The sequence below is a fragment of the Escherichia sp. WS3063 genome (genome assembly GCF_046486595.1).
Classification (GTDB): Bacteria; Pseudomonadota; Gammaproteobacteria; order Enterobacterales; family Enterobacteriaceae; genus Escherichia; species Escherichia coli.
Genome location: NZ_JBJQKY010000006.1, coordinates 214,645 through 237,364, shown reverse-complemented (window position 1 = coordinate 237,364; position 22,720 = coordinate 214,645). Strand labels below are relative to the sequence as shown.

Genomic DNA, 22,720 nt, shown 5'->3' with positions numbered 1-22,720 from the left:
GAACACGATGGCTATTCCAAAATTACAGGCTTACGCACTGCCGGAGTCTCACGATATTCCGCACAATAAAGTCAACTGGGCCTTTGAGCCGCAACGTGCCGCGTTGTTAATCCATGATATGCAGGACTATTTTGTCAGCTTCTGGGGCGAGAACTGTCCGATGATGGAGCAGGTGATCGCGAATATTGCGGCACTACGCGACTACTGCAAACAGCACAATATTCCGGTTTATTACACCGCCCAGCCGAAAGAGCAGAGCGATGAAGATCGGGCGCTGTTGAATGATATGTGGGGGCCGGGCCTGACCCGTTCACCGGAACAGCAAAAGGTGGTGGATCGCCTGACGCCAGATGCCGACGACACGGTGTTGGTGAAGTGGCGCTACAGCGCGTTTCATCGTTCTCCGCTGGAACAAATGCTCAAAGAGAGTGGCCGTAACCAACTGATTATAACCGGGGTGTACGCCCACATTGGCTGTATGACCACCGCAACCGACGCATTTATGCGCGATATTAAACCGTTTATGGTGGCAGATGCGCTGGCCGATTTCAGCCGTGACGAGCATTTGATGTCGCTGAAATATGTGGCCGGACGTTCTGGCCGGGTGGTGATGACCGAAGAATTGCTGCCAGCACCTATCCCCGCCAGCAAATCGGCGCTGCGTGAGGTGATCCTGCCGTTGCTGGACGAGTCCGATGAACCGTTCGATGACGACAACCTAATTGATTACGGTCTGGATTCGGTGCGCATGATGGCGCTGGCGGCGCGCTGGCGCAAAGTGCATGGCGATATCGATTTTGTCATGCTGGCGAAAAATCCGACCATCGACGCCTGGTGGAAGCTACTCTCCCGCGAGGTGAAATGATGGATTTCAGCGGCAAAAATGTCTGGGTAACCGGCGCGGGGAAAGGTATTGGCTACGCCACGGCGCTGGCATTTGTTGAGGCCGGAGCGAAAGTTACAGGTTTTGATCAAGCGTTCACTCTGGAGCAATATCCCTTTGCGACCGAAGTAATGGATGTAGCCGACGCTGCGCAGGTGGCGCAAGTGTGTCAGCGACTGTTAGCGCAAACGGAGCGACTGGACGTGCTGGTCAATGCGGCGGGAATTTTGCGCATGGGCGCGACCGATCAGCTCAGCAAGGAGGACTGGCAGCAGACTTTTGCGGTTAACGTCGGCGGTGCGTTTAACCTGTTCCAGCAGACCATGAACCAGTTTCGTCGTCAGCGGGGCGGGGCGATTGTTACTGTGGCGTCCGACGCTGCACACACGCCGCGTATTGGTATGAGTGCTTACGGTGCGTCGAAAGCGGCGCTGAAAAGCCTGGCGTTGAGCGTCGGGCTGGAACTGGCGGGTAGCGGTGTGCGCTGTAATGTGGTTTCCCCGGGGTCCACCGACACCGATATGCAACGCACGCTGTGGGTGAGTGATGACGCCGAAGAGCAGCGTATTCGCGGCTTTGGCGAGCAGTTTAAACTCGGCATTCCACTGGGGAAAATCGCCCGTCCACAAGAGATCGCCAATACGATTTTGTTCCTCGCCTCTGACCTCGCAAGCCATATCACCCTACAGGATATTGTGGTAGATGGCGGCTCAACACTGGGGGCATAAGCATGATCTGGAAACGCCATTTAACGCTCGACGAACTGAACGCCACCAGCGATAACACAATGGTGGCGCATCTTGGAATTGTGTATACCCGTCTGGGCGATGATGTGCTGGAAGCCGAAATGTCGGTTGATACCCGTACTCATCAGCCGTTTGGCCTGCTGCATGGCGGCGCGTCGGCGGCGCTGGCGGAAACCCTGGGATCGATGGCCGGATTTATGATGACTCGCGACGGACAGTGCGTGGTGGGCACGGAGCTTAACGCCACACATCATCGCCCGGTGTCTGAGGGAAAGGTACGCGGCATCTGCCAGCCGCTGCATCTTGGACGACAAAATCAGAGCTGGGAAATCGTCGTTTTCGATGAACAGGGGCGGCGTTGCTGCACCTGTCGGCTGGGCACAGCGGTTTTGGGATGAACCCGACAGAATAAAATGAGATTGCAGGAAAATTCGGTTAACGGAGTGATCGAGTTAACGTTGTTAAGTTAAATATTGGTTTTAATTCTGATTTACATGGTTGCTGTGTTGTTAAATTGTACAAAGATGTTATAGAAACAAAATGTAACATCTCTATGGACACGCACACGGATAACAACTATGAACAAATCAGGGAAATACCTCGTCTGGACAGTGCTCTCTGTAATGGGAGCATTTGCTCTGGGATACATTGCTTTAAATCGTGGGGAACAGATCAACGCGCTGTGGATTGTGGTGGCGTCGGTCTGTATCTATCTGATCGCTTACCGTTTTTATGGGCTGTATATCGCCAAAAATGTGCTGGCGGTTGACCCGACGCGTATGACGCCAGCGGTGCGCCATAACGACGGGCTGGACTATGTGCCGACGGACAAAAAAGTGCTGTTCGGTCACCATTTTGCGGCCATTGCCGGAGCAGGTCCGTTGGTTGGGCCGGTACTGGCGGCGCAAATGGGTTACCTGCCAGGGATGATCTGGCTGCTCGCCGGGGTGGTTCTCGCCGGTGCGGTGCAGGATTTCATGGTGCTGTTTGTTTCTACGCGCCGTGACGGTCGCTCGCTGGGTGAGCTGGTCAAAGAAGAGATGGGGCCAACCGCCGGGGTGATAGCGCTGGTGGCCTGCTTTATGATCATGGTCATTATCCTTGCCGTGCTGGCGATGATCGTGGTGAAAGCCCTGACTCATAGCCCGTGGGGAACGTATACCGTTGCGTTCACCATTCCGCTGGCGCTGTTTATGGGGATCTACCTGCGCTATTTGCGTCCGGGGCGTATTGGCGAAGTGTCGGTGATTGGCCTGGTATTCCTGATTTTCGCCATTATCTCTGGCGGCTGGGTGGCAGAAAGCCCGACCTGGGCACCGTACTTTGATTTTACGGGTGTGCAGCTGACCTGGATGCTGGTGGGTTACGGTTTTGTGGCGGCGGTGCTGCCGGTGTGGTTGCTGCTGGCCCCGCGTGACTACCTCTCAACCTTCCTGAAAATCGGGACTATCGTCGGTCTGGCGGTAGGCATTCTGATTATGCGCCCGACGCTGACCATGCCTGCGCTAACTAAATTTGTCGATGGCACTGGCCCGGTATGGACCGGTAACCTGTTCCCGTTCCTGTTTATTACTATCGCCTGTGGCGCGGTGTCTGGCTTCCATGCGCTGATCTCTTCCGGCACTACACCGAAGATGCTGGCGAACGAAGGGCAGGCGTGTTTTATCGGCTACGGCGGGATGTTAATGGAATCCTTCGTGGCGATTATGGCGCTGGTTTCCGCCTGTATCATCGATCCAGGTGTGTACTTCGCTATGAACAGCCCGATGGCAGTGCTGGCTCCGGCAGGGACGGCGGATGTGGTTGCTTCTGCCGCGCAGGTGGTGAGTAGCTGGGGCTTTGCGATTACCCCGGATACGCTAAACCAGATTGCCAGCGAAGTGGGTGAACAGTCGATCATTTCCCGTGCGGGCGGTGCGCCGACCCTGGCGGTGGGGATGGCCTACATTCTGCACGGTGCTCTGGGCGGCATGATGGATGTGGCGTTCTGGTATCACTTCGCCATTCTGTTTGAAGCACTGTTTATTCTGACGGCGGTGGATGCAGGTACGCGTGCTGCGCGCTTTATGTTGCAGGATCTGCTGGGCGTGGTGTCTCCGGGCCTGAAACGGACCGATTCACTGCCTGCTAACCTGCTGGCAACGGCGCTGTGCGTGCTGGCGTGGGGCTACTTCCTGCATCAGGGCGTGGTCGATCCGCTGGGCGGTATTAACACCTTGTGGCCGCTGTTTGGTATTGCCAACCAGATGCTGGCAGGGATGGCGCTGATGCTCTGTGCTGTGGTGCTGTTCAAAATGAAACGTCAACGTTACGCCTGGGTGGCGCTGGTACCAACGGCCTGGCTGCTGATTTGTACCCTGACCGCTGGCTGGCAGAAAGCGTTTAGCCCGGATGCGAAAGTCGGCTTCCTGGCCATTGCTAATAAGTTCCAGGCAATGATCGACAGCGGCAATATTCCGTCGCAGTATACTGAGTCACAGCTGGCGCAACTGGTGTTCAACAACCGTCTGGATGCCGGGTTAACCATCTTCTTTATGGTGGTCGTGGTGGTTCTGGCACTGTTCTCGATTAAGACGGCACTTGCGGCATTGAAAGAGCCGAAGCCAACGGCGAAAGAAACGCCGTATGAGCCAATGCCGGAAAATGTCGAGGAGATCGTGGCGCAGGCAAAAGGCGCGCACTAAAGTCAGAGTGAGGGGGGAATGTTGGCGAATGTTGGCGAAAGTTGGCATGGTGCCGAGGGTTCCCCCTCACCCTAACCCTCTCTCCTGTGGGGCGAGGGGACTGACCGAGCGCGTTGATAGCACCCTCTCAGCAACCTGTTTACCGGAGGTTTAGATGTTTGATTCACTGGCAAAAGCCGGAAAATATTTAGGTCAGGCGGCGAAACTGATGATTGGTATGCCTGATTACGACAACTATGTCGAACATATGCGGGTTAACCATCCCGATCAAACGCCGATGACCTACGAGGAGTTTTTCCGTGAGCGGCAGGACGCTCGCTACGGTGGAAAAGGCGGCGCGCGCTGCTGCTAAATTTGTACGTCAGGCTTTAAACGATTCCACTTTTTCGAACGCTGCACGCAACGTATCCGGTGTCAGCGTGACCGGCAGGTAATGAATGGATTCCACCGGACGCAAGGTGTGGGCAATCATTTTGTCGATCTCCGCCTGATTATTGATATCCACTTCCAGCTCCGCCAGCGTAGTCGGCAGATGAAAACGCTGATACGCCCCGGTTAATTGCGCCAGCACATCATCCTGACCCAGCAAGGCGCTTTGCACCAGAATTCCGTAGGCGACTTTGGTGCCGTGGAGAAACTTCTCGGTTTGCGGCAGCACGGTCAGACCGTTATGCACGGCATGAGCTGCCGCCACACGCGTAAAACGATCGCCCAGACCACCAACCATCCCACCACCAGCAATAATGGCATCCACCACATCGCAAAATGATTGCGTTAACTGGTGATTTTGCTGATCGGCAAGCGCCTGTTCGCTACTGTTTAACAAGACGTCGCGAATGGCCTGCGCGTTATTAATCCCCAGCCGCACGGTTAACGGCAACGTTTCTGGTTGCGGGGCCAGCACCACCGCTTCATACCATTTCGCCAGCGTGTCACCGATCCCCGCCAGCAGATATTCTTGCGGCGCGTTGAGGATAATCTCCGGTTCCACCAGCACCATAAAATTGGCGTCGTCGAAAATCTCATAATGCAGCGCTTGTCCGGCATCGTTGTACCAGACAGAGAGCGGTGTCCAGGCTGCGCAGGTAGCGGCGATCGTCGGAACGGCAACAAACGGCAGACCGAGACGGCGGGCGAGGGCTTTCGCGGTGTCGAGCAGTGCGCCGCCGCCGACGCCAATCACCACGCTGCGATCGTCACCGGACTCAGCCGCCAGTTGTTGTACATCGCTTTCGCTGCAATGACCACGAAACAAAATATGCTTTGCCCCTGGCAGTTCAAACGCTGGCGGAAGTTTTGTTTGCGCCGCAGCAATGGCGCGTTCGCCGTAGATCCACACCGCGCGAGAAAGTTGTTCATCAGTGAAAAAATCGTGCAGGTGATTGAAACTTCCTGGATGTGAAAAGTAGTTAGCCGGGCCGACGACCACGCGGATAGGATTGTGAGGCATGTTGTGTTGTCCTTATTGTTTTATTTAGACATCTAAACGTCTTGATTGCCAAATACTAGCATCGTGTTATAGTGCCTTCAACACGCAACTTCATCAGGCACAATAAAAATGACAAATAACCCTCTGATTCCACAAAGCAAACTTCCACAACTTGGCACCACTATTTTCACCCAGATGAGTGCACTGGCGCAGCAACACCAGGCGATTAACCTGTCGCAAGGCTTTCCTGATTTTGATGGTCCGCGCTATTTGCAGGAACGGCTGGCGTACCACGTTGCCCAGGGGGCAAACCAATACGCACCCATGACCGGCGTGCAAGCATTACGCGAGGCGATTGCTCAGAAAACGGAACGGCTGTATGGCTATCAACCAGATGCCGACAGCGATATCACCGTAACAGCAGGGGCGACGGAAGCGCTATACGCAGCGATTACTGCATTGGTTCGCAATGGCGATGAAGTGATTTGCTTTGATCCCAGCTATGACAGTTACGCGCCCGCCATCGCGCTTTCTGGGGGAATAGTGAAGCGTATGGCACTGCAACCACCGCATTTTCGCGTGGACTGGCAGGAATTTGCCGCATTGTTAAGCGAGCGCACCCGACTGGTGATCCTCAACACCCCGCATAACCCCAGTGCCACTGTCTGGCAGCAGGCTGATTTCGCCGCTTTGTGGCAGGCGATCGGCGGGCACGAGATTTTTGTCATTAGCGATGAAGTCTACGAGCACATCAATTTTTCACAACAGGGTCATGCCAGCGTGCTGGCGCATCCGCAATTGCGTGAGCGAGCGGTGGCGGTGTCATCGTTTGGCAAGACCTATCATATGACCGGCTGGAAAGTGGGGTATTGCGTTGCACCTGCGCCCATCAGCGCCGAGATCCGCAAAGTGCATCAGTATCTGACCTTTTCGGTGAATACCCCGGCACAGTTGGCGCTTGCCGATATGCTACGTGCAGAACCTGAGCATTATCTTGCGTTACCGGACTTTTATCGCCAGAAGCGCGATATTCTGGTGAATGCCTTAAATGAAAGTCGGCTGGAGATTTTACCGTGCGAAGGTACATACTTTTTGCTGGTGGATTACAGCGCCGTATCTACGATGGATGATGTTGAGTTTTGCCAGTGGCTGACGCGGGAGCACGGCGTAGCGGCGATTCCGCTGTCGGTGTTTTGCGCCGATCCCTTCCCACATAAACTGATTCGTCTCTGTTTTGCCAAAAAGGAATCGACGTTGCTGGCAGCAGCAGAACGCCTGCGCCAGCTGTAGTTATTTAACCGTCCAGGCGCGGGAAAATTGACGGTCGGCAAACAACTCTTGCAGGCCGTTAATTTGCTTCAGGCGCAACACTTCGTCGCTGTCCATTCCCAGCTCTTTGCCAATTTTATTATCGTCCCATCCCAACTGGCTGAGTTCACGGACGATTTCTGACATGGCAGTGATTTGGTGACGTCCACGAGCGCGATTATGACGAATAGTCGCGGCGATGCGTTGATTACGCGTACCTTCCAGACAGGTCACCGGCAAATAACCTTTTAAGCGTAATTTTAACGATGATGAGCCTTTACCAATTTCATGGCGGTGAAAACCATCCACGATTTCCAGGGCATTTTTATCCGTATGCGTGACCACAATGGGTTGGGTAAAACCATCTATTTCAATGGATTTTTTCAGCAGTTTTTTTTCGGGTGGTGCCACGTTGTTTGGGTTGTAATCATTAGGCATAAGTTGGCTGTTTTTAACCCACAGAACGCAATCCACTGGCTCTTCACGAAAGGGGCTAACCTGATGGATCGCCATGCGGATTTCATTAATCGCTTTGATGCGATCATCTTCCGGCAAGCTGGCGAGAAATTGGGTTAAATCCTGCGTTAATCGTTGTTGCATAGTATCCCCCATTCCTGACGTTTTCCTTTTATCCGTTCGTTATAACGCTGATAGTTCTTCGCTTTCGTAGGACTAAATGATAATGCCCGGCACCAGTAATCGTTATTGAGTAAAACTTTGCATATTCGCCGCCAGGAGGGGATATCTTTCGCGCCAATGTCCCCTTGCTGGGTTTGTGGAACTTCGATGCCTTTTTTCTGATACCAGTGCAAATAAATGGCGATTTTATTGCGGTAATGCTCAGCTGTTTTTTCCGGCATGCTATTGAGCAGCAATAATGCATATTCTTGCCAGTCTAAATGTTCTGGCTTGAGGATTTTCCGATGACCATAAAAATGATTATCATGTCCGGCGTAAATGCCGCCACTTTTTACCCCGCTGACTCGTGCGCACATAGCAGCCCAGCGATCCGGTTCGATAACGTGATAGAGCCATAATCCTTGCCGTTGCTCCGGGCCAAAAGGTTCGCAAATTCGCATATGACGCAGAGGAACGCCTGCCTGATACATTATATTATACAGTGGGTTACAGAGCTGTTGATGGTTAGCATACCAGGTCCAGATATCAGCGACTTTCCAGTCGTAGATGGGGTAAATGTACCAGCTATGACCGCCTGGTGCGGCAGTAGTCCAGGGCTTATCATCGGCAAAACGTTGTTTATTTAAACTGGCGATGGCGACAAAACGGTTGTAGGACTCATCCGCACGGATGCCGATCATCATCGCCGCCGGACGTTTTTGCGAAAACCATTCGGCAAACTCACGCACAAATTGTTCGAAGGTCATGCCAGGCTGGTAAAAGGAGAAAAAGTCAGGATCGGTTATCGCATCTTGCGGGGGCTGACGTACCCATTCGACATCAGGTTCCCAGCACTGCCATTCGGGTTGGTATTGAGAAAGGGAATTTTGCGTCGTAAGCGGGAGCGCAACCCAGTAAAACTCTTCGATGACATCGGCGTAAAACTCACGTAATGACTGAACATAGTTAATAGTGCATGAGAACTGCGCTTCCCAGTCGATAAACAAAACGCAGATTTTTTTGCCCATTTGTCGGGCAATTTCGGCGGTCAGATGCAGCATTAATCCGGAATCTTTACCACCCGAAAAAGAAACACAGATACGGGGTAGGGTATTAAGTGTCCAGGTAATACGTTCTTTTGCAGCTTCCAGAATATTCAGTGGAAGCGGGATTTTATAAATAGACATCTAAAAACGCTCTCTGAACGTTACGGGGTGACTCGTGAGATGAATCCGCTAATTATAGGATAAACGAAGCAAGATAGAGCACATTATTTTATATTCACATAATGAATTAATTGATGCGTAATATATTATTTGTCAGTGGTAATGAATCAGAAGCTATCATTTAAACGATCTATGAATCGGGAGAAGACAAGGTTGTTCAACGAAGCCTTGTTATAGGAAATATAAAGTTTAACCGCAGGAAGAGGTTGTTCCAGTTTTATTTCTTTTAACTTCAAAAAGTCACGATGTAAATTGTACAGTTCGGTGGGCACAATGCCTAATAAGTCAGTAACAGAAATACTATTAATTATAGTCATCAAAGAAGAACTGCGAAATGAAACTTTACGGTTCATAAAACGTTCATCTATGTCCATTTGAATTTCGTCAATCCCTGCTGATTTAGATATCAACAGGGTGAATTCTTCGGCGATAATTTGTTCATAGTTACTGGTATCAGTAATACGAGGATGTTTGTTGCTACATATAAGGGAATTGCGAATAGTGTGTAACGGCATGCAGATGACAGAGCGACTAATTACTGGTTGTAGTGTAATTGCCAGGTCAGTTTTGCGTTGAACCAACAGTTCTTCGGCATTTTCAGCTGAAAGCAGTATGTCATGGCATTCTATATCGATTGAAGTATCTTGTCTAAGACAGCGGATTAGCATGTTGTTATTAGTACAAGAAATAAGCTGAGGACCGTAGATAATAAAATTTTTCTTTAGTTCAGACTTATTAACGATATTGATCGTTTGTTCAAGGCCTCTGAGATTTTTCTCAAGATGGTGATGCAGGTTTAACCCTGTTGTAGTCGGCGCGATACCTTTCCCTGAGCGAATGAATAACGGGTCATTAAATTGCGCACGTAAACGTTGTAACGACTGACTAACAGCAGAGGGCGTTATATATAATGATTCTGCCGCTTTACTAATGCTGAGATGTTGATAAATACATTCAAATATAACCAGTAAATTGAGGTCAAATTTTTTTAGATCATAAAGATTAGCCATAACATACTCCGTTGTATTGTCTCTTCCATAAATCATTCACTTGATCAATAATGTTGTTGTATTTATATGTGTTATGTTTTTCTGCTTAACTTTGGATTAAGATTTTCTAAAATAGCATAGCTGTCAGGTGGGTTACGAGCAATTCATGCTTTTTTAGGATGGTTGAAAAGCAGGAATATATTTCAACCATCCATGAATTATATTTTATTTATTCCCCATAATGATATTAAGCGTTTTCTGATCGGGCAACCCCACGGCCTGTTGCAGTGTATTTTCCTTACTCATGTAATAGATAGCTGGCGTGACATTTGCCCCCAGATCGTCCATCAGTTTCTCGTTATCGCTTAACACTTTCATTTGCTCTGTACTTACGTTTGCAGGCACGTTTAGCTTAAGCTTGCCACCAGAGGCTTCATATTCTTGCCAGGTTTTTGCGGGATCTTTGGAGGCAAGAATTGCCGCTGCTGTCGCCGGGCTTTCTGGCTTGATAACGCCAACCAACAATGTTCTTAATTGCACTTTGCCAGAATCTACCCACGGGCGAGCCTGCTGCCAGAACTGTTTACAATATGGGCAGAACGGATCGGCGAAGACGTAGACAATGACCGGCGCGTCTTTTTTACCGTCGAGGAGCCAGTGGGATTGTTCCATCCGTTGCCACATTTCGCGTCCGGCGGGTGCGTAAATTTCTTTTTCGATAAGTGTGTTACTCAGGTTTTCACCTTTCTCGTTGTACATGTAACCGGAGATAGCGTGCTTACCATCTGGAGTCAGGTAGATGGTGACGCCCATATCCTGATACTTGCCGAGATAACCTTTCATTCCTCCGGGAGCATCGAACGTTTTGATGATTGTAATGCCCTGTTTTTCAATCGCTTTTACTGGGGCAGGAAGTTCCTCTGCGAAGGCGATTGCAGGAAGCAGAGCCAGTAAAAGTATCTTTTTTAACATTAATTTGTCCTTTTCAGTCAGTGCAAAAGTCGAGTAAAAGGCATAACCTATCACTGTCATAGGTAAGAGCTTAGATCAGGTGATTGCCCTTTGTTTATGAGGGTGTTGTAATCCATGTCGTTGTTGCATTTGTAAGGGCAACACCTCAGCCTGCAGGCAGGCGCTGAAGATACCAAAGGGTAGTTCAGATTACACGGTCACCTGGAAAGGGGGCCATTTTACTTTTTATCGCCGCTGGCGGTGCAAAGTTCACAAAGTTGTCTTACGAAGGTTGTAAGGTAAAACTTATCGATTTGATAATGGAAACGCATTAGCCGAATCGGCAAAAATTGGTTACCTTACATCTCATCGAAAACACGGAGGAAGTATAGATGTCCTTGATTAACACCAAAATTAAACCTTTTAAAAACCAGGCATTCAAAAACGGCGAATTCATCGAAATCACCGAAAAAGATACCGAAGGCCGCTGGAGCGTCTTCTTCTTCTACCCGGCTGACTTTACTTTCGTATGCCCGACCGAACTGGGTGACGTTGCTGACCATTACGAAGAACTGCAGAAACTGGGCGTAGACGTATACGCAGTATCTACCGATACTCACTTCACCCACAAAGCATGGCACAGCAGCTCTGAAACCATCGCTAAAATCAAATATGCGATGATCGGCGACCCGACTGGCGCCCTGACCCGTAACTTCGACAACATGCGTGAAGATGAAGGTCTGGCTGACCGTGCGACCTTCGTTGTTGACCCGCAGGGTATCATCCAGGCAATCGAAGTTACCGCTGAAGGCATTGGCCGTGACGCGTCTGACCTGCTGCGTAAAATCAAAGCAGCACAGTACGTAGCTTCTCACCCAGGTGAAGTTTGCCCGGCTAAATGGAAAGAAGGTGAAGCAACTCTGGCTCCGTCTCTGGACCTGGTTGGTAAAATCTAAGTTCCGCAATCGCGTAATTAATCGGGTGCTGCGGCACCCGATTTTCTTCCCCGCACCATGATGCAAGCTGCATCCAGGTAGCCGCAGAGGCCGCTTGCATGATGATGTTTAAAGCCCAGGAGATAAACATGCTCGACACAAATATGAAAACTCAACTCAAGGCTTACCTTGAGAAATTGACCAAGCCTGTTGAGTTAATTGCCACGCTGGATGACAGCGCTAAATCGGCAGAAATCAAGGAACTGTTGGCTGAAATCGCAGAACTGTCAGACAAAGTCACCTTTAAAGAAGATAACAGCTTGCCGGTGCGTAAGCCGTCTTTCCTGATCACTAACCCAGGTTCCAACCAGGGGCCACGTTTTGCAGGATCCCCGCTGGGCCACGAGTTCACCTCGCTGGTACTGGCGTTGCTGTGGACCGGTGGTCATCCGTCGAAAGAAGCGCAGTCACTGCTGGAGCAGATTCGCCATATTGACGGTGATTTTGAATTCGAAACCTATTACTCGCTCTCTTGCCACAACTGCCCGGACGTGGTGCAGGCGCTGAACCTGATGAGCGTACTGAACCCGCGCATCAAGCACACTGCAATTGACGGCGGCACCTTCCAGAACGAAATCACCGATCGCAACGTGATGGGCGTTCCGGCAGTGTTCGTAAACGGGAAAGAGTTTGGTCAGGGCCGCATGACGTTGACTGAAATCGTTGCCAAAATTGATACTGGTGCGGAAAAACGTGCGGCAGAAGAGCTGAACAAGCGTGATGCTTATGACGTATTAATCGTTGGTTCCGGCCCGGCGGGTGCAGCGGCAGCAATTTACTCCGCACGTAAAGGCATCCGTACCGGTCTGATGGGCGAACGTTTTGGTGGTCAGATCCTCGATACCGTTGATATCGAAAACTACATTTCTGTACCGAAGACCGAAGGCCAGAAACTGGCAGGTGCGCTGAAAGTTCATGTTGATGAATACGACGTTGATGTGATCGACAGTCAGAGCGCGAGCAAACTGATCCCGGCAGCGGTTGAAGGCGGCCTGCATCAGATTGAAACAGCTTCTGGCGCGGTACTGAAAGCACGCAGCATTATCGTGGCGACCGGTGCAAAATGGCGCAACATGAACGTTCCTGGCGAAGATCAGTATCGCACCAAAGGCGTGACCTACTGCCCGCACTGCGACGGCCCGCTGTTTAAAGGCAAACGCGTAGCGGTTATCGGCGGCGGTAACTCCGGCGTGGAAGCGGCAATTGACCTGGCGGGTATCGTTGAGCACGTAACGCTGCTGGAATTTGCGCCAGAAATGAAAGCCGACCAGGTTCTGCAGGACAAACTGCGCAGCCTGAAAAACGTCGACATTATTCTGAATGCGCAAACCACGGAAGTGAAAGGCGACGGTAGCAAAGTCGTAGGTCTGGAATATCGCGATCGTGTCAGCGGCGATATTCACAACATCGAACTGGCCGGTATTTTCGTCCAGATTGGTCTGCTGCCGAACACCAACTGGCTGGAAGGCGCAGTCGAACGTAACCGCATGGGTGAGATTATCATTGATGCGAAATGTGAAACCAACGTCAAAGGCGTGTTCGCAGCGGGTGACTGTACGACGGTTCCTTACAAGCAGATCATCATCGCCACTGGCGAAGGTGCCAAAGCCTCTCTGAGTGCTTTTGACTACCTGATTCGCACCAAAACTGCATAAGAAGAAGTAAGATTCACCTGCAATTGCTTAGCCGCCGGGGTCAAACCTGGCGGCTTTTTTATTGCATTAAAAAGCCCTGCAGGGATGGCTCCGGGCAGGGCGGGATACTTATTCTGGCAATTAACGCACAACCAGCACCGGCAAATTGGCGTGGCGGATCACGCTCGAGGCGTTAGAACCCAACAGATGAGTTGAAATCGATGGGTTACGCGAACCAATCACTACTACATCTGCATCAAGTTCTTTCGCTAACTCGTTAACTTCATCCCGCACACTACCAAAACGGACATGTTGCTTAATGCGGGAAGGATCGATGGTGAAGTGGCTGACCATCGTTTGCAGACGTTCTTCTGCTTCATGTTGCAGATGCTCTTCAAAACGACGTACATCAGCGGCAAAACGGTGCAGGCTCAGGCTGGCTGACCCCGGTAGTACGTGAAGTAGATGAATAACTCCGTCATCCTGGGCGAGGAATTCAGCGTGGCGAACCGCTTTGTCGCTCAATTCCATTTCGAAAACATCCACTGGCATGATGATTGTTTTGTACATAAGCATTCTCTCCTTGTTTTTGCATGTATACATAACAGCACATTATTGGTTATGAATCTATGATTTGCGAGGCTGATTTGATCTGAATTTGCTATTGAGCTGGAAAATAAATAAAACCAGGCGCTACCAGCGTTGTTCAAGGTATAGCACTGCAGCAACAATAATTGCGGCTATGAATATATAAAATGCAGTGATACCGAGAGCTTCGCTCATATGAGGTTCCGCAGATGAATAACCAGTTCAGATTAGAATGCTGCGCTTAAGAGCAAAATGATAAATCTGGTTGATATTTGAGCGGAAAGAGGATGCGAGTGCATCCTCTGGGCAAAGCGAGTTATCGCTTGTGCAGATGGGATTAAAGCAGGTAATCGCCAGCAGCTTCTGGCTGGTATTCGAGTTCCAGCACTTCAAGGTGGGTTGCAACGCCGCCCGGAAGTTCCCAGTGAATGGAATCGCCAACGCGCAGCCCCAGCAGTGCGGCACCTACCGGAGCCATAACGGAAAGCTGAGTATTGCTGTCGGTCATTTTTGCCGGATACACCAGCGTGCGCACACGCACTTCGCCATCGCTAAGATTGCGGAATTTAACCCGGCTGTTCATTGTCACCACGTCGTGTGGCATCTCTTCTGGCGAACACATTTGGGCGCGATCCAACTCTGCGTTTAACGCGTCGGCGATTGGCAAACCAGCATAGGCGGGTTGCTCCAGCAGAATATCGATGCGTTCGGCATCCAGGTCGTTAATGATGATAGTTGGTCTGGACATTTTTACTCCATGTCGTCGGTACTGCGAGTGTCGCAGATAAACATACCCAAAAGAAAACCCTCACCGTCAGGCGGCGAGGGTTTAACTCACATGATGATACTGACTGTTGCTCACTCTTTGAAGTGATTTGCGTCACATTCAGGGAATTCCTCAATGTAGCGCATTATGTATAAATCTTAATCGTCATGGTTTATGGAAGACGAATTAGCGTGTTTTGTAAATCAGAGGATTAATAACCTGCTTTATCAATCACAAAGGTTTTGCCACAGTTGCCTGGGTGTGGTTGTGGCAAGAATGAGTTGGCAGAAAGCGGAGCGTTGATGGCGTCAGCTTTGATCGAGATCTGAATTTCAGTCAAATACGCAGGGTTACCCTGGCACGTTAGCTTAACTGCTTTCACGTTCTCTTTTCCCCAGCTTTTGGCAAAGGCGGCATCAAAGTCACGGCGGCTCACTGTTTTACCGTAGTTATCCGCAAGGAATTTTCCGGCTTCGCTCTCTTTAATTTCTTGATTCAGGCGTACCATCGTGCCGAAGTATGCGTCTGGATCAAAACCAAAGCAGGCACCGTGTTTGGCATATTCGTAGCGTTCCAGGCAGGAACGTCCGCCAGCTCCTGGCATGACTTCACTTAGTTTAGCTGCCGTTTCCAGCGATAACCCGGTTTCCGGAGATGAACACATTCGGCTGGCGCGCGCTTCTGGTAGATTCGGGATTGGGCGAGTAGCGCAACCGAAGCGCATCCAGCGGCGTTCATCAACACCACGGGCAGCAACCGATTTAGGCAATCCTGGCCACAGACCATGTACGGTCAGAAAATCAGCTTTGTTGGTCGTTTCGGTTTGCAGGCGACATTCATCTCGTTCGTTACGATTTCGATCGTGTTGACTCTGGCAAAATCCGGTTTGCCAGGAGAGGGCCAGGACATAGCGATCAAAATCGCCATACTGTTTTGCCTGCAACGCCACGGCGTTGGCAGAAGAGAAGGGAAGCAGAGAAACCGCGAGCAACGCGGCGTTACGCCAGAATGCTTTCATAATGGGTGTGGAACTCATACATATACTGAATACTATCTATTAAATCATAAAAAAGCCCGCCAGGTGGGCTTACCTGGCGGGCGTGATGATTTATTCAGCGTTTGGCGAACGTATTAGTTCCACATGGCGAGAATCGGCCAGCCAACCAACAGCAGCATAGAGATGTAAATCACCCCGAAGATTGCACCAAGTCGCCAGTAATCTTTTGATTTCACATAGCCACAGCCGTAAATAATCACCCCAGGACCGGTTGCATACGGCGTCAGACAGCCCATGATACCGATAGACAGCACCAGCAGAATACACAGTTGTTCCATTGGTACGCCCGGAATACCTTTACCGACGGCCAGAATAACCGGCAGCATGGTTGCGGTGTGCGCAGACAGGCTGGCAAACAGGTAGTGTGCAAAGTAGAACACCAGAACCAGTACAATCACCGTTGCGTTTGGTGAGAAGCCTTCCAGGTGTGTACTCATCGTGTTGGCGAACCAGTCGATAAAGCCAGAACGGGTCAGGCCATTCGCCATAACAACCAGCGTTGCCAGGTTGACCAGCGTGTTCCATGCGCTGTTATAGCGAGTAATGTCTTTCCACGGCACAACGTGCAGCGCCAGCATCAGCGAAACTGCCAGCAGACCTACCGCAGTAGCATTAATGACTTCACTGCCAAATACCCACAAACCTAAGCTGAGCAATACAAGGCCAATCAGCGTCCACTCTCTGCGCGTCAGTGCACCCATGGTTTTTAGTTCATCACCCGCCCAGGTTGCCACTTCTTCACTGTGTGTGATTTCCGGTTTGTACAGCACGTAGGAAAGCCACGGCGCAATGATAAGCAAGATAACCCCAACCGGCAGGAAGCAGAGGAACCACTGCAACCAGCTAATCTGGATACCGGCAATTTTGCTGACGAACTCCAGACCCAGCACGTTTGGTGCCGCACCGGTGACAAACATGGACGAACTCAGACTGGTACTAATGACCATCATCCACATCAAATAGCCGCCAATACGACGCGCGGACGGATCGTTCGGGAATGATTTAAACAGCGGCGGCAGGTTTTTAATGACCGGAAAAACCGTACCCCCGGTACGCGCGGTGTTGGACGGTGTAAACGGTGCCAGCAGAATGTCGATAATGACAATCGCATAACCCAACGTCAGCGTGCGTTTGCCCATGAATTTCACCAGGAAAAGGGCAATGCGACGACCTAACCCGGAAACTTCATACCCTAATGCAAAAATAAATGCGCCAAATACCAGCCATACCGTGGTGCTGGAAAAACCAGCCAGCCCCCATTTCAGCGCCTGTTTTTGCGCATTAAACGCTGGGTCAGCTAATTCTTTGGCATCAAAGAGCAGGTAATTACTGCCAATAACGCAAATAGTAACCGCAATAAAACTGATCGCCGTTGCCGGAATTGGCTCGAGGATCATGCCGACAATCATTGCCACAAACACTGCAAAGTAATGCCACGCCTGCGGCGGCATACCGTCAGGTACAGGGATAAGAAACATGACACCCATCACCACCAGGGGCGCCAATAATTTCCATATATTATCTTTTGCTAAAGACATACGGGTTCTCCGACAATTAATATTCCAATTTTATCAAGTGCTTAAATTATTAAATCTGTGCTAAAAACCAGGTAAGAATCAGCAGGTCGGCACTGCCGCCTGGACTGAGATTTCGTTCGATACACTCCCTGTCGAACTGCCGGAGATAATCGAGATCGGCGGGGGTTCGGATGCCCCCATTGTTTAATAGTGTTTGCGCCTCGCGCTGTAGCCAGCGCAGGCCCCCCTCGCCACCGCGCGATGCAACGTTGGTATCGCCGTTAGTAGCCATCAGTAGGAGCAAGGTATCGAGCAATGCCAGTTCAGGATCTAACCCCTGATCCAGCAGAGTGAGGTAATGCGGCAGGGCGTGATTGATCACCAGTGGATAACCCGCTTCGGCTTCACCGCGTGCGCCGGTAAGGCCAAGCTGCTGGTACAACCGTTGACCTGCCGTCAGTTGTGAATTATTGGTACGCAGTTCGCGATCGGTCAGGCCACGACAGAAACTTGCCGCCGTCGAACAAACGGTTGTTGGCGTTACCGGCTGGTTGAGCTGAAGCAAACGGCCAATTGCCGCACACAGTAGCCCTAAAGAAAAAATGCTTCCTTTATGCGTGTTTACACCCGCAGTGGCGCGGAACATATCACCTTCGCAAGCCATACCAATTGGGCGTAATCCGTTGAGTACTGCTTCCGGTGCCATTTCTGCACTACAGGCACCAAATTCAATGAAACGGGGTAACCAGCCCTGAATCGCCAGCGCGCTGCGGTGGAAATCTTCCAGCGCCATATCTTTGTGCGCACCGCAGTTAATGCGATCCACGAGGCCTGGTTTCGGTGACAGATTGACTTCAGTCAGCATGGCGCGCCAGCCCAGCAGGGCGTACTCATCGATTAATGACGTCGCAAGCTTTGTGGTTTTAGTTGACGTTGCAGGCATCGACATCGTTCAGCAGCGCCTCCATGCGGTTGAGTAAATCGGTCAGTTGATGGGTTTTTCCACGCGCGCAAACAGCTGCGCTTTGCTCGCACAACAGGCAGCGGCGAGGCGGCAGTGAATAATCGCGGCGGGAGAGAATGTCGCCTTCGGGTGTCAGGACATCGATATCCCATAACCGCCCGAGAGGATGATTATGTTCAAGCTCAATGGTGGCGAGCTTGAGGTCGCGAGCCGGGGCGGCAATGCTCAACATGCCCTCCGGCCCGCTGGCGGAAACCAGTGCAGCCTGCTCCTGAATTTGCCAGCCCTGTTTTGCGGCTAAGGCACGCAAGGCTGTCACGCCATGATTAAAAATTCGGCGTGTGACCTCGCTGTCTTTAATCGGCCCAGGCGCAACCACGGTAAAGGAGACCAGTGGAACAGGATGGCGCTTGAGCCAGGCGTGTTGCCGTGCTTGCCTTTCATCCCGGCTGACGAGCAGCTCGGGAATTGACACCGCATGGTGGCTGGCGAGTTCAGGAAGCAGGTGCATGGCTTATTCCTTCACCTGATGCACAACATCGATCACCGAGCCATCGCGGTAACGCACAACGGCAACGACGCGGTCGGTGAATTCAATCGGCTGTGGTTCACCGGTCAGCAGACGCGCACGTTCACGCAGCCACTCAATAGAAACCACTTTGATCCCCGCTTCCTGCAGACGTTCTGCCAGCTCCGGACGTGCCGGGTTAACAGCGATGCCGTGGTCTGTGACCAGAATATCGACACTGGAGCCCGGGGTGATGCAGGTCAGCACGTTATCCACCAGCGTCGGAATACGACCGCGTACCAGCGGCGCGACGATGATGGAAAGCGCAGAGGCAATCGCGGTATCGCAGTGACCACCGGAAGCACCACGCAGTACGCCGTCAGAGCCGGTCAGCACGTTAACGTTGAACTGGGTGTCAATTTCCAGCGCGCTCAGTACCACCACGTCGAGACGATCAACCGCTGCGCCTTTCGACCCCCAGTTAGCGTACTGGTTGGCGCTGATTTCGATGTGATTGGGGTTACGGGCCAGCGATTGCGCAGCATGGCTGTCAAAGCTCTGCACATCCAGCAGTTTGCGGATCAAACCTTTTTCGTGCAGATCAACCATCGTTGCGGTAATACCGCCGAGGGCGAAGTCGGCGCGAATATCGCGGCTACGCATTTTGTCTTCCAGGAAACGGGTTACCGCCAGCGAAGCGCCGCCGGTGCCGGTCTGCATGGAGAAACCTTCTTTGAAGTAGCCAGAGTTAACAATCACATCCGCAGCGCTACGGGCAATAAGCAGTTCGCGCGGGTTAGTGGTCATACGGGTAGCACCAGCGCCGATTTTTGCAGCATCGCCAACGCGATCAACTTTGACGATCAGATCAACCTGATCTTGCTCAATGCTTGCCGGATTATGCGGATAAGGCAGCAGTTCTTCGGTAAGCATCACGATCTGTTTTGCGTTGTCGGCATCAACCATTGCATAGCCGAGGGAGCCGCAGCAGGCTTTACCGGTGTAGCCGTTGGCATTACCGAATTCATCACAGGACGGGACGCCGAGGAAAGCCACATCGATATTCAGTTCGCCGCTCTGTACCAGATGCACACGTCCGCCGTGAGAGTGGATTTGCACCGGTTCCGCCAGCAGACCACGGGAGATTTCTTCCGCCAGTGGACCGCGCAGGCCAGAGGTATAAATGCGGGTAACCACGCCCCGGCGAATGTGTTCTACCAGCGGCGCATGGCAATCACTCAGGGAGCTGGAGGCCAGAGTCAGGTTTTTAAAGCCCATCTTCGCGATGACGTCCATCACCATATTGACGGTCAGGTCACCGCCACGGAAAGCGTGATGGAAGGAAACCGTCATACCGTCCTGTAAACCAGAGCGACGAATCGCTTCTTCCAGGTTGGCGCACAGTTTGCGATCGCGCGCTTTTTCAGCCTGGTAGGTTTGCTTTGGCGAGTTCTGGAAAGCGGCAAGATCGCATTCAGCGCGACGATTCCAGGCCGCTACCCGTTCTTGTCGTTGAGATTGTTCAATTTTCTGCGTCATTTTGATTGCCTTATTCTTCGCGGATGCCGGAAAGTTCTGCGCGGGAGAGCACCAGACGGGCGCGATCGATAACCGGACCGTCCACCATCTTGCCGTTCAGGGAAACCACGCCGAGGCCTTCGCGAGCGGCGGCTTCAGCGGCTTCTACGACGCGGCGGGCGTGATCCACTTCTTTCTGGGTCGGTGCGTAGAGGTTGTGCAGCAGATCAATCTGACGCGGGTTGATCAGCGATTTGCCGTCAAAGCCCAGCTGTTTGATGTGGGCGGCTTCTTGCAGGAATCCGGCTTCGTTATTAGCGTCGGAATAGACGGTATCGAACGCCTGAATACCCGCAGAGCGCGCGGCCTGCAAAATGGAACAGCGTGCGAACAGCAGTTCAGTTCCTTCCGGGGAGCGTTCTGTACGCAGGTTGCGCACATAGTCTTCTGCACCGAGGGCGATACCGATCAAACGCTCGGAAGCGTGAGCGATTTCCACTGCGCGGGTAATGCCCAGCGGAGATTCAATCGCTGCCAGCAGGCCGGTGCTGCCGGGTTCACGACCACAGGCTTTTTCGATGCGCAGGATCTCTTTTTCGATATCCAGAACATCCTGAGCGGTATCGGTTTTCGGCAGACGCACAACGTCCGCACCACCGCGAACGACGGCTTCCAGGTCGTTAACACCCCATTCGGAATCCAGCGCGTTTACACGCACAATGGTTTCAATATCGCGATACAGCGGATGTTGCAGCGCGTGGTAAACCATGCGGCGGGCGGTGTCTTTTTCACGCAATGCTACGGAGTCTTCGAGGTCAAACATCAGGGCATCAGCCGGGTAGATGAAGGAGTTGCTGACCATCGCGGCATTGGCACCAGGCACAAACAACATACTGCGGCGGGTGCGAGTTTTACGTTGTTGCAGCGAAGCGGAAATCATTGGCAATCCTCCCATGGCAGAGCCGGGATACCGCTGGCGCGTGCCAGCAGGGCTTCCAGTCGTGCACGTAAAATGCAGTCCAGTGCGCCTTTGTCATCGACATTCAGCTGTACGCCGCGCACGTTGTAGCGGGCGAGAACGTCCAGAATGGTGGTGCGAATTGCATCGCCAAACTGTTTCTCAACGCTGCTGTTGATTTGCAGGTCGATATCCTGCGTATCGAGTGGGGCGATGCGTATCATCACATCCCCAGACTCAAGGGTGCCTGCAACGGCGGGCTGGTTTATTTTCATTTTTCACCTGTTTCTCATGCGGGGGTCTTTTGACGAGCTGCCGCGTCCTGGCGGGAGTGCTCAAGCAGGTTCTGCAAATAATGCAGCGTGACTGCAGGGACCAGCGGCGCGATAGCCGTGAGATCGTTTTTCGCCAGCAGTTGACGTACCCGGGAAGCGGATATCGGCATCTCCTGGTAACGCAGCCGCTCAATTTCAACCAGTTCGATGGGCGGTGCGGAGATAGTCGGCGTTTCCAGCCAGTAGCGCATATCCTGGTTGTACTGGGCGGTAACGCGACAAAAGGGTTCAGTACCGACAAAGCGGTGAGTTACACCCAGCGCGGGAGCGAGGTACTGACGGAAAATCTTCAGATCAATTTCGGTGTAACAATGGTTAATGACGCTCTGTTCTTTAATGAAGTAGCAAGGGAACGTAGCGCGGGAGATGATGTATTCGGAGCCGCGATGCACAGTCAGGCGTGGAATATCGGCGGTGCCTTTTAACACCAGATCCAGCCGGTCTTCATAGGGAAAGCGTGAAGAATCTTCTTTAACTAAAAACAGATGCAACCAGTCGCACTGTGCTGCAGCCTGTTGAATCAGATAACGGTGACCATTCGTAAAGGGATTGGCGTTCATCACAATGCAGCCAATCTTGTTCCCTGGATGACGAAATTTTTTCAGCGATTCGGCATAGCGTTTCAGTCGCGTGGCGCTGTTTTCCATCAGCACCATCACGCCGGGTACACTGGTCAGCGTGGAAAAACCGCACTGGCGGAACAGCGCCTCGTATTCGGTTTTGGTATAAATAAACAGATGCGTGCTGTGCCGCTCATAGGCGAGGTTTATCAATTCAGTGGCTAATGTCAGCGCCAGTCCTTCACCGCGAACGGATTCACTGATAGCAACGCATTTAATAATATTTCCGGCAATTCCACCGCACGCGATAAGCTTTTCATCGCGGGTTACGGTAATAAATACTTCGACTGTGGTGTCAACGCTCAAATCATTTTCATGCAGGAATTGGGCGATTTCCGCCATTTTTTTATTTTCTGAACGTTTTACACGGGTGAAAATATCATTGCCGAACATAATAAATAGTATCCTGAAGGTGCATGTTGTTAT

At 51.6% G+C, this 22,720-nt stretch carries 24 protein-coding genes; 8 read left to right on the top strand and 16 right to left on the bottom strand.

The genetic code is table 11. From position 1 onward, the window contains the following. Positions 1 to 7: 7 nt before the first annotated feature. The 5 genes from entB to ACJHYW_RS08705 all read left to right on the top strand — a co-directional run bounded on the left by entB (position 8) and on the right by ACJHYW_RS08705 (position 4,665). A complete protein-coding gene (entB, locus tag ACJHYW_RS08725) occupies positions 8 to 865 on the top strand; it encodes an enterobactin biosynthesis bifunctional isochorismatase/aryl carrier protein EntB (RefSeq protein ID WP_001007113.1) in 858 nt (285 codons plus the stop codon). Next, positions 865 to 1,611, top strand: coding sequence for a 2,3-dihydro-2,3-dihydroxybenzoate dehydrogenase EntA (entA, locus tag ACJHYW_RS08720; protein ID WP_000347644.1), 747 nt, complete (start codon positions 865 to 867; stop codon positions 1,609 to 1,611). The genes entB and entA overlap by 1 nt, the downstream gene beginning before the upstream one ends. Before the next feature lie 2 nt (positions 1,612 to 1,613). Continuing rightward, the gene (entH, locus tag ACJHYW_RS08715; protein WP_000637959.1) at positions 1,614 to 2,027 is read left to right on the top strand and encodes a proofreading thioesterase EntH; all 414 of its coding nucleotides are present in this window, start codon (positions 1,614 to 1,616) and stop codon (positions 2,025 to 2,027) included. A gap of 180 nt (positions 2,028 to 2,207) precedes the next feature. Beyond that, positions 2,208 to 4,313 carry a pyruvate/proton symporter CstA gene (cstA, locus tag ACJHYW_RS08710; protein WP_001043146.1) on the top strand — a complete coding sequence of 702 codons (2,106 nt, stop codon included), beginning with the start codon at positions 2,208 to 2,210 and terminating at the stop codon, positions 4,311 to 4,313. Positions 4,314 to 4,467: 154 nt separating this feature from the next. Continuing rightward, the gene (locus ACJHYW_RS08705; RefSeq protein WP_000460431.1) at positions 4,468 to 4,665 is read left to right on the top strand and encodes a YbdD/YjiX family protein; all 198 of its coding nucleotides are present in this window, start codon (positions 4,468 to 4,470) and stop codon (positions 4,663 to 4,665) included. 9 nt (positions 4,666 to 4,674) lie between these two features. Here ACJHYW_RS08705 and hcxA read toward each other — a convergent pair whose 3' ends face one another. After that, complete coding sequence (gene hcxA, locus ACJHYW_RS08700; RefSeq protein WP_001120411.1) at positions 4,675 to 5,763, bottom strand: hydroxycarboxylate dehydrogenase HcxA; 1,089 nt, start codon at positions 5,761 to 5,763, stop codon at positions 4,675 to 4,677. A gap of 108 nt (positions 5,764 to 5,871) precedes the next feature. Here hcxA and ybdL point away from each other — a divergent pair, with 108 nt between their 5' ends. Then, the gene (ybdL, locus tag ACJHYW_RS08695; protein ID WP_000183928.1) at positions 5,872 to 7,032 is read left to right on the top strand and encodes a methionine-oxo-acid transaminase; all 1,161 of its coding nucleotides are present in this window, start codon (positions 5,872 to 5,874) and stop codon (positions 7,030 to 7,032) included. Here ybdL and ACJHYW_RS08690 read toward each other — a convergent pair whose 3' ends face one another. The 4 genes from ACJHYW_RS08690 to dsbG all read right to left on the bottom strand — a co-directional run bounded on the left by ACJHYW_RS08690 (position 7,033) and on the right by dsbG (position 10,855). Then, positions 7,033 to 7,662, bottom strand: a complete 630-nt coding sequence (locus ACJHYW_RS08690; protein WP_000502940.1) for an IbrB-like domain-containing protein — start codon at positions 7,660 to 7,662, stop codon at positions 7,033 to 7,035. Continuing rightward, positions 7,635 to 8,855 (bottom strand): phosphoadenosine phosphosulfate reductase, encoded by a 1,221-nt coding sequence (locus ACJHYW_RS08685; RefSeq protein ID WP_000029771.1) that lies wholly within the window; start codon positions 8,853 to 8,855, stop codon positions 7,635 to 7,637. Before ACJHYW_RS08685 ends, ACJHYW_RS08690 begins: the two co-directional genes overlap by 28 nt. Before the next feature lie 146 nt (positions 8,856 to 9,001). After that, positions 9,002 to 9,904 (bottom strand): DNA-binding transcriptional repressor CitR, encoded by a 903-nt coding sequence (gene citR / locus ACJHYW_RS08680; RefSeq protein WP_001361272.1) that lies wholly within the window; start codon positions 9,902 to 9,904, stop codon positions 9,002 to 9,004. 204 nt (positions 9,905 to 10,108) lie between these two features. Beyond that, on the bottom strand, positions 10,109 to 10,855 hold the full coding sequence (dsbG, locus tag ACJHYW_RS08675) for a thiol:disulfide interchange protein DsbG (protein ID WP_001301891.1): 747 nt from the start codon (positions 10,853 to 10,855) through the stop codon (positions 10,109 to 10,111). Positions 10,856 to 11,226: 371 nt separating this feature from the next. On the opposite strand from dsbG, the gene ahpC reads away from it, so the two are divergent. Together ahpC and ahpF are read left to right on the top strand one after the other, a co-directional pair. Beyond that, positions 11,227 to 11,790 carry an alkyl hydroperoxide reductase subunit C gene (ahpC, locus tag ACJHYW_RS08670; protein ID WP_000052796.1) on the top strand — a complete coding sequence of 188 codons (564 nt, stop codon included), beginning with the start codon at positions 11,227 to 11,229 and terminating at the stop codon, positions 11,788 to 11,790. Between the two features lie 128 nt (positions 11,791 to 11,918). Then, positions 11,919 to 13,484 (top strand): alkyl hydroperoxide reductase subunit F, encoded by a 1,566-nt coding sequence (gene ahpF, locus ACJHYW_RS08665; protein WP_000887629.1) that lies wholly within the window; start codon positions 11,919 to 11,921, stop codon positions 13,482 to 13,484. A 120-nt stretch (positions 13,485 to 13,604) separates the two neighbouring features. Here the strand turns inward: ahpF and uspG are convergent, their stop codons facing one another. The 11 genes from uspG to citC all read right to left on the bottom strand — a co-directional run bounded on the left by uspG (position 13,605) and on the right by citC (position 22,687). Continuing rightward, positions 13,605 to 14,033: a universal stress protein UspG gene (uspG, locus tag ACJHYW_RS08660; RefSeq protein WP_001308472.1), complete on the bottom strand. Its 429-nt coding sequence runs from the start codon at positions 14,031 to 14,033 to the stop codon at positions 13,605 to 13,607. 123 nt (positions 14,034 to 14,156) lie between these two features. After that, complete coding sequence (gene yldA, locus ACJHYW_RS08655; protein ID WP_001287361.1) at positions 14,157 to 14,246, bottom strand: small membrane protein YldA; 90 nt, start codon at positions 14,244 to 14,246, stop codon at positions 14,157 to 14,159. Between the two features lie 142 nt (positions 14,247 to 14,388). Beyond that, positions 14,389 to 14,799, bottom strand: coding sequence for a nucleoside diphosphate kinase regulator (rnk, locus tag ACJHYW_RS08650; RefSeq protein ID WP_000089731.1), 411 nt, complete (start codon positions 14,797 to 14,799; stop codon positions 14,389 to 14,391). 229 nt (positions 14,800 to 15,028) lie between these two features. Further along, complete coding sequence (gene rna / locus ACJHYW_RS08645) at positions 15,029 to 15,835, bottom strand: ribonuclease I (protein WP_001295857.1); 807 nt, start codon at positions 15,833 to 15,835, stop codon at positions 15,029 to 15,031. Between the two features lie 113 nt (positions 15,836 to 15,948). Beyond that, positions 15,949 to 17,412 carry a citrate/succinate antiporter CitT gene (citT, locus tag ACJHYW_RS08640; RefSeq protein WP_000050328.1) on the bottom strand — a complete coding sequence of 488 codons (1,464 nt, stop codon included), beginning with the start codon at positions 17,410 to 17,412 and terminating at the stop codon, positions 15,949 to 15,951. Between the two features lie 49 nt (positions 17,413 to 17,461). Then, on the bottom strand, positions 17,462 to 18,340 hold the full coding sequence (citG, locus tag ACJHYW_RS08635) for a triphosphoribosyl-dephospho-CoA synthase CitG (RefSeq protein WP_000062472.1): 879 nt from the start codon (positions 18,338 to 18,340) through the stop codon (positions 17,462 to 17,464). Further along, complete coding sequence (gene citX, locus ACJHYW_RS08630) at positions 18,315 to 18,866, bottom strand: citrate lyase holo-[acyl-carrier protein] synthase (protein ID WP_000550406.1); 552 nt, start codon at positions 18,864 to 18,866, stop codon at positions 18,315 to 18,317. The genes citG and citX overlap by 26 nt, the downstream gene beginning before the upstream one ends. 3 nt (positions 18,867 to 18,869) lie before the next feature. Further along, positions 18,870 to 20,402, bottom strand: coding sequence for a citrate lyase subunit alpha (gene citF / locus ACJHYW_RS08625; protein ID WP_410233350.1), 1,533 nt, complete (start codon positions 20,400 to 20,402; stop codon positions 18,870 to 18,872). A 10-nt stretch (positions 20,403 to 20,412) separates the two neighbouring features. Further along, complete coding sequence (citE, locus tag ACJHYW_RS08620) at positions 20,413 to 21,321, bottom strand: citrate (pro-3S)-lyase subunit beta (protein WP_000622357.1); 909 nt, start codon at positions 21,319 to 21,321, stop codon at positions 20,413 to 20,415. Beyond that, positions 21,318 to 21,614, bottom strand: coding sequence for a citrate lyase acyl carrier protein (gene citD / locus ACJHYW_RS08615; protein WP_000700703.1), 297 nt, complete (start codon positions 21,612 to 21,614; stop codon positions 21,318 to 21,320). Before citD ends, citE begins: the two co-directional genes overlap by 4 nt. A 14-nt stretch (positions 21,615 to 21,628) precedes the next feature. Continuing rightward, positions 21,629 to 22,687, bottom strand: coding sequence for a [citrate (pro-3S)-lyase] ligase (gene citC, locus ACJHYW_RS08610; protein WP_000467705.1), 1,059 nt, complete (start codon positions 22,685 to 22,687; stop codon positions 21,629 to 21,631). Between the last annotated feature and the right edge of the window lie 33 nt (positions 22,688 to 22,720).

What these genes read in the sequence shown, in the direction of transcription:
- entB (WP_001007113.1), top strand. Translation starts at nt 8, where the DNA reads ATGGCTATTCCAAAATTACAGGCTTACGCACTGCCGGAGTCTCACGAT.
- entA (WP_000347644.1), top strand. Translation starts at nt 865, where the DNA reads ATGGATTTCAGCGGCAAAAATGTCTGGGTAACCGGCGCGGGGAAAGGT.
- entH (WP_000637959.1), top strand. Translation starts at nt 1,614, where the DNA reads ATGATCTGGAAACGCCATTTAACGCTCGACGAACTGAACGCCACCAGC.
- cstA (WP_001043146.1), top strand. Translation starts at nt 2,208, where the DNA reads ATGAACAAATCAGGGAAATACCTCGTCTGGACAGTGCTCTCTGTAATG.
- ACJHYW_RS08705 (WP_000460431.1), top strand. Translation starts at nt 4,468, where the DNA reads ATGTTTGATTCACTGGCAAAAGCCGGAAAATATTTAGGTCAGGCGGCG.
- hcxA (WP_001120411.1), bottom strand. Translation starts at nt 5,763, where the DNA reads ATGCCTCACAATCCTATCCGCGTGGTCGTCGGCCCGGCTAACTACTTT.
- ybdL (WP_000183928.1), top strand. Translation starts at nt 5,872, where the DNA reads ATGACAAATAACCCTCTGATTCCACAAAGCAAACTTCCACAACTTGGC.
- ACJHYW_RS08690 (WP_000502940.1), bottom strand. Translation starts at nt 7,662, where the DNA reads ATGGGGGATACTATGCAACAACGATTAACGCAGGATTTAACCCAATTT.
- ACJHYW_RS08685 (WP_000029771.1), bottom strand. Translation starts at nt 8,855, where the DNA reads ATGTCTATTTATAAAATCCCGCTTCCACTGAATATTCTGGAAGCTGCA.
- citR (WP_001361272.1), bottom strand. Translation starts at nt 9,904, where the DNA reads ATGGCTAATCTTTATGATCTAAAAAAATTTGACCTCAATTTACTGGTT.
- dsbG (WP_001301891.1), bottom strand. Translation starts at nt 10,855, where the DNA reads ATGTTAAAAAAGATACTTTTACTGGCTCTGCTTCCTGCAATCGCCTTC.
- ahpC (WP_000052796.1), top strand. Translation starts at nt 11,227, where the DNA reads ATGTCCTTGATTAACACCAAAATTAAACCTTTTAAAAACCAGGCATTC.
- ahpF (WP_000887629.1), top strand. Translation starts at nt 11,919, where the DNA reads ATGCTCGACACAAATATGAAAACTCAACTCAAGGCTTACCTTGAGAAA.
- uspG (WP_001308472.1), bottom strand. Translation starts at nt 14,033, where the DNA reads ATGTACAAAACAATCATCATGCCAGTGGATGTTTTCGAAATGGAATTG.
- yldA (WP_001287361.1), bottom strand. Translation starts at nt 14,246, where the DNA reads ATGAGCGAAGCTCTCGGTATCACTGCATTTTATATATTCATAGCCGCA.
- rnk (WP_000089731.1), bottom strand. Translation starts at nt 14,799, where the DNA reads ATGTCCAGACCAACTATCATCATTAACGACCTGGATGCCGAACGCATC.
- rna (WP_001295857.1), bottom strand. Translation starts at nt 15,835, where the DNA reads ATGAAAGCATTCTGGCGTAACGCCGCGTTGCTCGCGGTTTCTCTGCTT.
- citT (WP_000050328.1), bottom strand. Translation starts at nt 17,412, where the DNA reads ATGTCTTTAGCAAAAGATAATATATGGAAATTATTGGCGCCCCTGGTG.
- citG (WP_000062472.1), bottom strand. Translation starts at nt 18,340, where the DNA reads ATGTCGATGCCTGCAACGTCAACTAAAACCACAAAGCTTGCGACGTCA.
- citX (WP_000550406.1), bottom strand. Translation starts at nt 18,866, where the DNA reads ATGCACCTGCTTCCTGAACTCGCCAGCCACCATGCGGTGTCAATTCCC.
- citF (WP_410233350.1), bottom strand. Translation starts at nt 20,402, where the DNA reads ATGACGCAGAAAATTGAACAATCTCAACGACAAGAACGGGTAGCGGCC.
- citE (WP_000622357.1), bottom strand. Translation starts at nt 21,321, where the DNA reads ATGATTTCCGCTTCGCTGCAACAACGTAAAACTCGCACCCGCCGCAGT.
- citD (WP_000700703.1), bottom strand. Translation starts at nt 21,614, where the DNA reads ATGAAAATAAACCAGCCCGCCGTTGCAGGCACCCTTGAGTCTGGGGAT.
- citC (WP_000467705.1), bottom strand. Translation starts at nt 22,687, where the DNA reads ATGTTCGGCAATGATATTTTCACCCGTGTAAAACGTTCAGAAAATAAA.